The sequence below is a fragment of the Pseudomonas siliginis genome (assembly GCF_019145195.1).
Classification (GTDB): Bacteria; Pseudomonadota; Gammaproteobacteria; order Pseudomonadales; family Pseudomonadaceae; genus Aquipseudomonas; species Aquipseudomonas siliginis.
On sequence record NZ_JAHSTW010000007.1, the window covers coordinates 354500 to 362638 of the forward strand.

General features: G+C 61.5%; 8 protein-coding genes. 5 read left to right on the forward strand and 3 right to left on the reverse strand.

The annotated features are described in order from the left end of the window. Positions 1-43 precede the first annotated feature (43 nt). Complete coding sequence (locus KVG87_RS16360) at positions 44-568, forward strand: SET domain-containing protein-lysine N-methyltransferase (RefSeq protein ID WP_095181644.1); 525 nt, start codon at positions 44-46, stop codon at positions 566-568. A gap of 9 nt (positions 569-577) precedes the next feature. On the opposite strand, the gene can is transcribed toward KVG87_RS16360, so the two are convergent. Beyond that, on the reverse strand, positions 578-1222 hold the full coding sequence (can, locus tag KVG87_RS16365) for a carbonate dehydratase (protein WP_217851566.1): 645 nt from the start codon (positions 1220-1222) through the stop codon (positions 578-580). 140 nt (positions 1223-1362) lie between these two features. Here can and KVG87_RS16370 point away from each other — a divergent pair, with 140 nt between their 5' ends. Next, positions 1363-1770 carry a serine kinase/phosphatase gene (locus tag KVG87_RS16370; RefSeq protein ID WP_076564122.1) on the forward strand — a complete coding sequence of 136 codons (408 nt, stop codon included), beginning with the start codon at positions 1363-1365 and terminating at the stop codon, positions 1768-1770. A 109-nt stretch (positions 1771-1879) separates the two neighbouring features. Here the strand turns inward: KVG87_RS16370 and rimI are convergent, their stop codons facing one another. After that, on the reverse strand, positions 1880-2332 hold the full coding sequence (rimI, locus tag KVG87_RS16375; protein ID WP_041480019.1) for a ribosomal protein S18-alanine N-acetyltransferase: 453 nt from the start codon (positions 2330-2332) through the stop codon (positions 1880-1882). Beyond that, positions 2325-3071, reverse strand: a complete 747-nt coding sequence (locus tag KVG87_RS16380) for an energy transducer TonB (protein ID WP_217851583.1) — start codon at positions 3069-3071, stop codon at positions 2325-2327. The genes rimI and KVG87_RS16380 overlap by 8 nt, the downstream gene beginning before the upstream one ends. 242 nt (positions 3072-3313) lie before the next feature. Between KVG87_RS16380 and mksB the strand changes: the two genes are divergently transcribed. The 3 genes from mksB to mksF are packed head-to-tail and all read left to right on the forward strand — an operon-like array spanning position 3314 to position 8122. Then, entirely contained in the window at positions 3314-4594 is a 1281-nt protein-coding gene (gene mksB / locus KVG87_RS16385; protein WP_160768349.1) for an Mks condensin complex protein MksB, read from the forward strand. Continuing rightward, positions 4584-5285: an Mks condensin complex protein MksE gene (mksE, locus tag KVG87_RS16390; protein WP_016773189.1), complete on the forward strand. Its 702-nt coding sequence runs from the start codon at positions 4584-4586 to the stop codon at positions 5283-5285. The genes mksB and mksE overlap by 11 nt, the downstream gene beginning before the upstream one ends. After that, positions 5282-8122 carry an Mks condensin complex protein MksF gene (mksF, locus tag KVG87_RS16395; RefSeq protein WP_041480021.1) on the forward strand — a complete coding sequence of 947 codons (2841 nt, stop codon included), beginning with the start codon at positions 5282-5284 and terminating at the stop codon, positions 8120-8122. Before mksE ends, mksF begins: the two co-directional genes overlap by 4 nt. Positions 8123-8139 lie beyond the last annotated feature (17 nt).

The window sequence follows — 8139 nt, forward strand, 5'->3', positions numbered from 1 at the left end:
CGTGGGGACAACCCGGAGGCAATACTCACCAACAAGGATCGTTATGAACAATCAAGCCATGGGCCGGCACCTGCCGCGCGATACAGAAGGCATCTATCCGTTCGCCGGACTTCCGGTGCGGCTGGGCTTTCCATCCTGCCAGGACTTTCAGATTATCCACGACGAACGTGGCATGGCCACGGCGGTGGTCGCACGCCGCGAGTTTCTGCGTATTAGTCGAATGTGCCGGGTTTCCGGGCAATTGCTGCCCTATCGCTGTCGACAGACCCGTCAGCTGCAAACCGGCATACACGTTTACGATCCGCGCTTTTGCGGGGTGCTGGAACACGCCTGCGACCCGAATGTATTTCTCGACATGAGCGAATTGTGGCTGTGGGCCTTGAAAGATATCCACAGCGGCGAACATCTGAGCATCGATTACGCATCGACCGAAGACAAACTGCTACGCCAGTTCGCCTGCGATTGCGGTTCGTCGCGCTGCCGTGGCTGGATCACCGGTTACGACGACCCACCCACGCCTGAAGGCCAGCGCTTTTTACAGCGCTGGCGTCATCCGGGCCGTAACTGAACGCCGCGGTTACGGCGCGCCGACCGGACGCAAGCGGTATTGCGGCGGCAACTGTTCGAAACCACTGATGGTGGTATTGAGACTTTTCCAGCGGCCGTCCTTGATGCCGTAGATGCAGCCGTGGATCGACAGCGGCTGTCCGCGGTGCCAGGCGTTCTGGATGATGCTGGTATGCGCGACTTTGGCCACTTGCTGGATCACGTTGAGTTCGCACATGCGATCGACCTGCTCTTCTTCGGTCGCCAGCTTGGCCAGTTCTTCGCGTTTCTCGTAGTACAGATCGCGGATCGAGCGCAGCCAGCCGTCGATCAGGCCGAACTGGCGATCCTGCATCGACGCGCGCACGCCGCCGCAGCCGTAGTGGCCGGTGACGAGGATGTGTTTGACCTTGAGCACATCCACCGCGTACTGGATCACCGAGAGGCAATTGAGGTCGGTGTGCAGCACGACGTTGGCGACGTTGCGGTGTACGAACAGATCGCCCGGCAGCATACCGACGATTTCGTTGGCCGGTACGCGCGCGTCGGAGCAGCCGATCCATAGATATTCCGGAGTCTGCTGGCGCGCCAGTTTGGCGAAGAAATCCGGGTCTTCCTTGGTGATCGCGTCAGCCCAACGCTCGTTGTTATCAATCAGGTCTTGTAGATCGTGCATGGATAAGGCCTCAAGAAAGATGCGCAGGTTTGATAGACGACCACCCGTCGAAGTCACGCCGCCAGCGCAAAGTGTTTTCGTTGGAATTCTCGCGCGCCCGGTGAGTCCACTCAGTAAGGCCCACAGTATGAGGAATTGCCATGACTGATTCACGACGCCCTTATGATGCGGTGCAACCGGAACCCATCGATGATAACGAAGACCGCATGGGCTCGGTGCACGAGCTGGACTTTGACGATGAAGAGCCCAGCGCGAAGATCGGCGATGAGCTGCCCGAGCGTGAACGTGAACAATTGATGCCGGCTGAGCGAGTGCGTGAGGCTGGCATGACCGGTGCCTCGGTGGATGATCATCAGCCGACTGACGATGACCTGAGCCCTGAGACGTTGATTCGCGAGGATGGTGCGAGAGATGCCGAGGAAATCGGCGAGGGCAATCCGGCGGATTGGGATTTGAGCGAGGTCGGTGAAAACGACATCGGCGGCGGTGACGGGCTGGATGAAGCGGAACTGGCGGATCTGGATCCGCTGGATGGCAAGCGGAGATAAGAGGCGCCTGATCTGACGCGTTCGCGAGCAGGCTCGCTCCCACAGGGTTCAGGGATGGTTACAGAATCAAATGTGGGAGCGAGCCTGCTCGCGAAGCTTTCAAGGTCGATCAGTCAACCAGGGTACAGGCCATCACCACCGCATCTTCACGCCCACCCACCGCCGGATAATAATCGCGACGCCGGCCGATCTCGTTGAAGCCATACCGCTCATACAACTTGAACGCAGCCGTGTTGCTGTCGCGCACTTCGAGAAAGCACTCCCGCGCTTCAGCCGCGTACGCTCGCGACATCAGATGCTCGAGCAACGTCAGGCCCAACCCGCGCCCCTGATTTTCCGGTTTGACCGTGATATTGAGCAGGTGCGCCTCATCAAGAATGATCTGCACCACACCGTGGCCCACCTGCTGCTGGCCTTCGAACATCAGCCAGATCTGGTATTTGCCCAGGCCATCGAGAAAAATGCCCCGTGTCCATGGATGACTGTACGCGGCGTATTCGATCTTCAATACAGCGTCCAGATCCGCCTCGATCATCGGGCGAAAGGTTACAGCCTCACTCATCGGATTGTTTCCAGCGCGCCATCAGCCGACGCATGGCTTGCCACACAGCGGCCTTGCGCTGTGGCTCTTCCATTAACAGTTCCAGACCGGGAATCGCCCAGGCCAGGCCCAGACCTTCGATCTGCAGTTCACTATTGAACGCTTCGGCGTCCGCTTCCCCGGCAAACTTCAGCGCCGGCAGGCCGATCAGCCACAGACAGGCGCAGGGCGCCGCTTCCATCTGCACCGAGAGAAAACCCTGCACGAAATCGCGCGCCGCTTCCGGGCCTTGATCCAGCGTGCCGCGATTGAGCCACGGCCAGCGCACCGGCTCGCCGACGATCTGCGGCGCATCCGGCAGGCCGGCGGCGCGCAGCATATCCTTGAGCAGCAGGTAGGCCGGATCGCGACTTTGAAACGCTTCGCCTGTGGGTAACTCGACCAGCAGCAGGCAGCGCCCGGCGCGCAGCAGTTGCAGGGCGAACCGCGGCGGCGGCACTGGCGCAGGCTTGACCACCACCGGCGTGTCGTCGACTTCCTCCACCGGTTTCGCGCCGTTGCGGGTACTGGCCAGCGACGGACGCGGCACTTCGATTTTCGGCCGCTCGACCTGACGCGCGGCAGGCTGCGCCGGTGCTTCAGCCAGAGGCGCCGGAGCAACCGGCACCTCAAGCTCAGGCTCGGGCATCTCCAGCAGCTCGGGCCGCGAAGGCGCGGCGAAAGGCAGTTCGGTGCGCGGCAGCCAGTTGACCACCTGCATGGCGTTCAAATAGGCGCGGCGGCGGGACTCGATAAGCAAAGGTCGGCCACTTGTGGATAACGGAAAGTGCGCTGATTCTACCGCCCTTCGCACAAGATCGCTCGCTGTTGATCGATACCCCGCGCTGCGCTGCGCCGCTGCCCTTTGGGCAAAGAATGCGACAGCCCGTCCCGAGAGTGAATCGCCACGCCTGTGATGCAGTACAATCGCCGCTTTTAATCGCCAACCAGCCGGCCATTCCGATGATCGAACCCAAGCGCGTCTTGCGCGCCCTCGCTGAACACTGGGCACTTCTGGAGCCACTGTGCGAGCACTTCGACCAAGGCACCCTGAGCCTCAACGAACTGCGCACGCAACTGGCCGCCCAACAACTCGACAGCACGCCGCAGGACATCACCAGCCTGCTCGACGTGTGGATTCGCCTCGATATTCTGGTTCCGGTGGCGAAAAGCCCGAACCGTTTCGAGCTCAACGCGCAGATCCACGACTTCCTCGCCTACCTGCGCCGCGAACACCGCCTCGGTCTGTGCCTGGAAATCGAAGCCTACCTGCGTCACCTTGAGCGTCTGGCCGGTTATATCCAGGACGCTTTCGACGTTCGTGATGGCAACGATCTGGCGCGCCAGCTGCGCTTGCTCGACATGCGCGTGCGCGACGTACTGAAGAAACTCGACAACGATGAACAGGCCCTGGTGGCAGTCGCCGAACGGGCGAAGACCAGCGACCGGCAGATTCCGCTGCGTCAGCGTTACGCCGAAGTACTGGCGACGTGGGACGAATACGTCGAGCCGATGATCGATCTGGTCAACGCCGACGGCGCCTTCGAACAAGGCGTGCGCAAGGTCGAAACAGTGCTGCTGAAGATGCTCAGCGAACAGCAGCGCCTCGGCCATCTGGTCGATGACGACATGCTCCTGCGCACCCACGCGCGCATCCTCGAAATGCAGACCAGCGCGCAACTGACCCTGCGTCATGCCCGCGAACTGCTGCTGCCGCTGCGTGAAGAAGCGCGTCGGCACAACGCCGTCACTCGCGGCGCCGCACTGGCGCTGGCGGCGATCCGGCGTAAAGGCATCGACGCCGTGCCGCAAGCGGCGATGCCACTGTTCACCCGTCCGCAAAGCACCTTCCTGGGCAGCGCCAGTCAGGTCGAAGCCTACGTCTACGCGCTGGCGCGTTTCGAGCCGAAACCGGCGCGCTTCCCCAAGGCGCACAAAACCCAGAAGGCGGGCGACGCGCCACGAGCGCCGCGCACCGTGCGCGAGATGGTCGATCGTTGCGAAGAATCGTTGCCGATGCCGGACCTGATGACCTGGCTGCTGGAGCAGGAACCGGACGGCGCCACCGACGAATTGCTTTACTGGTTCTCGCGCCTGTCGCGGGAAAAACGCTTCAAGCGCGAGCGTCTGGAACGCCGCGAATACCACACTCACGAGCATCAGGTCAGCCTGCGCTCCTTCGCCCTGCTCTCGGCCAGCGATACCGCCGCCGAGGATTCTGCGAGCATCCCAAATGCATCTTGATCTTTCCGAACTGTCGCAACTGGCGCCGATCTTCCGCGAGCTGTTCAAGGGTTACCACGTCAGCCGCCGTGATCCTGAGCTGTACGCACAACTGTCGAATTTCCAGGACCAGTACCGCACGCTGTTCAAGGCGCTGGGCTTTGAACTGGTCTGCGACACCCGTGGTTTCTACTATTTCGTGCCGGACATGGCCGCCGCAGCGGTGAACAAGACCGCCCAGCGTCTGGCGCTGTTCACCTTCATCCTCGTCGAGCACCTGGCCGATCAGGGCCGCGATCCGATTGCCGTGCTCGATGGCGGCAGCCTCGGCCGCGAAGAATTGCCGTCGCTGCTGGACAAGTACCGCGACCTGTTCATCCAGGCCGAAGTGCAGACTGTTGAAGAACTCGAAGAAAAGATCATGCGCCGCATGACTCAGCTCGGTTTCGCCGGCGAAGAAAACGGTGTCTACCGCTTCCTGCCGCCGATGCACCGTTTCCTCGACGTGTGCCTGTCGGTACAACAGGACCGCGACCTGGCAGCCAGCGTCCACAGCGTTCTGCCGCTGCCGGCGCCGGTGCTGATCGACGAAGAAGCTGAAGCGAAATTCCTCGAAACCGACGATCCGCTCGATCTTTCCGAATTTGAAGAAGAAAGCGAAGAAGACGCACTGGCCCGCGCCATTGCCGAAGAACAGGAGTCCGATGCATGAGCCAGGAACGCTACGGCATCCGCCGCTTTGCCCTTTTGAACACCGCCGGTTACAGCCTCGGTCTGTTCCCGCTGGAAGAACCGTTGTCGGTTTACGGCGCGAACAACCTCGGTAAATCAGCGTCGATCAACGCCTTGCAGTTCCCGATTCTGGCGCGCATGTCGGACATGAGTTTCGGCAAGTACAGCCTCGAACAATCGCGGCGCTTCTACTTCGCCTCCGACACCAGTTACATCCTCGTCGAAGTCAACCTGCCCCACGGCCCCCACGTGATTGGCGTGGTCGGTCGCGGCCCGGGCGGCGGTTTCGGGCACCAGTTCTTCGCCTACGCCGGCAAGCTCGATCTGGCCCACTACCAGAAAAACGACACCTGCCTGCGCCAGAAAGAACTGTTCAGCAATCTCGAAAAAGAAGGCCTGAAAGCCTACGAACTCAAGCCGGATGAACTGCGCCGCTTGCTGGTTGGCGGCCATACGTCGATCCCGCTCGACCTGACCCTGATCCCGCTGCGCTCCACCAGCGAGCAGAGCCTGAAGACGTTCCGCGCGCTGTTCATCAACCTGCTGCACATGCGGGAAATCACCGCGGCCAAGCTCAAGCAACTGTTCCTCGATGCTTTCGAGCACAGCCTGCGTTCGGGCAGCGTCGATTACATCGCCGCGTGCGAAGAAGCCTTCCGCGATGTGCGGCGCATGGAGCAGGACTACAACTCGCTGGTCGCCGCCGGCCCATTGGTCGAAGCGCTGGCCAACGGCGTGAAACAGCGCGATGTGCTGCGCGGCAAGCTGCATCGCCTGTCGCCGCTGCTCGACTCCTTGCTCGGCACCTGGTCGGACTACGCCACGGCGCGCAAGGAAGAGCTGACCATCCAGGCCGAGCACTACCGCCGCGAGCAGGACGATCTGCAGAACGATCAGCGCGGCGGCACTCAGGAACTGATGCGTCTGGAGCGGGAAATTTCCGGTATTCAGCGCTGGCTCGGCGAGTTGTCGGTGCTGAAGAACCGCTTCGCCCTGGTCGATGACGTCAAAGTGCTTGAGCAACAATTGCTCGCCGCCAAGGATGCACACGACGAACTGGCCGGTGCCTTGGCGCAGTCGCGTCAGTTCAGCGCCGAAGATCTCGAAGAGCGTCTGCGCGATCTGGAAAAACGCCTGAAGTCAGTGAAGCAACAACTCGATCACGCCGACAACAACAGCTACGCCCGCCTGCGCGAAGAGTTCTCGCAACAGGACGTCGAGCGTCTGATGCGTCTGTTCAATAGCGCGCTGTTCAGCCTGCCGCTGGGCGAACATGGCATCACCCTCGACGAGAACGGCGAGTGGGTCAAATCCGTGGAGCTGATTCTTGATGGCTTCAAGGGCGAGCGCTTCGAAGTGCCGGGCCTGTCGATCGACATCTCGCACATTGAGCCGCCGGCTTTGCAGGCTCTGGCTGACCGCGCCGCGTTGCGTGATCAGAAAGAGCGTCTGGAAAAAGAGCTCAAGCAACTGAAAACCCAGCAAGCCGTGGCCGCCGACCGCGCCGCGAGCAAGACCCAGACCGAAGCGCTGTACCAGCAGGTGCTGGACGCACAGAAGGCGCTGGAAGATTTCCGTCGCACCCAGACGCTGAGCGCCGAAGAAAGCGACAAGCTCGAGCAACTGGCGCAGATGGAAGCCGCGCAGGACGAACTCAAGCGCTCCAGCGATGCGTTCACCGAGCGCGTCCAGCAACTGTCGGCCAAGCTGCAACTGGTCGGCCGTCAGATCGCCGATATGGAGGCCAAGCAACGCACCCTCGACGATGCCTTGCGTCGTCGTCAGTTGCTGCCAGCGGATCTGCCGTTCGGTACGCCGTTCATGGATCCGGTCGATGACTCGATGGACAACCTGCTGCCGCTGCTCAACGACTATCAGGACAGCTGGCAGGGCCTGCTGCGCGCCGATGGGCAGATCGAGGCGCTGTACGCGCAGGTGCGTCTGAAAGGTGTGGCCAAGTTCGACAGCGAAGACGACATGGAGCGGCGTCTGTCGCTGCTGATCAACGCTTACGCACACCGCACCGATGAAGCGCTGACCTTGGGCAAGGCGCGGCGCGCGGCGGTCACCGACATCGCCCGCACCCTGCGCAACATCCGCAGCGATTACGACAGCCTCGAGCATCAACTGGCGCTGTTCAACCGCGAGATCAACAAGCGTCAGGTCTCCAACCTGCAGAGCTTCCGCATCGTCCTCGCGCCGAACAAGGAAGCGCTCAAGCACATCGACCAGATCATCCACAGCGCCGGCCAGTATGAGGAAGGCGAAACACTGTCGGTGTTTGACCTGAGCCAGAGCGCCGAGCAGGACAACAAGAACGAAGAGGCCAAGGAATACCTGGCGCGACTGGTGGCGGCGAACCACAACCAGCTCGGCCTCAAGGACTTGTTCGAACTGGCTTTCGAAATCACCAAGGTCAACGGCCAACCGGTGATCCACACCGACATCGACGGCGCGGCGTCCAACGGCACGACCATGACCATCAAGGCGCTGACCAACATGTACTTGTTGCTGCACTTGATGGATCGCGACCTGGCCGGCCGCGTGCGTCTGCCGTACTACCTCGACGAGGCGGCGGACATCGACGAGAAGAACCAGGCGGCGCTGCTGGAAACCAGTCTGCAACTGGGCTTCGTGCCGATTCTGGCGAGTGTGAAGCCGCAAGTCTGCGCCAGTGTCGCGATCGACCTGGAAGGCGGCAGCGGCCCGGCAGGCATCTACATCGATGAAGCGGACTGGAAGTACATCCGCCGGCATGATGTGGTCAAGGCCACGCTGAATGTGCAGGCGGATGAGCCGGAGCTGGATGCGGTTTGATCGGCTTTAGCTGAAGG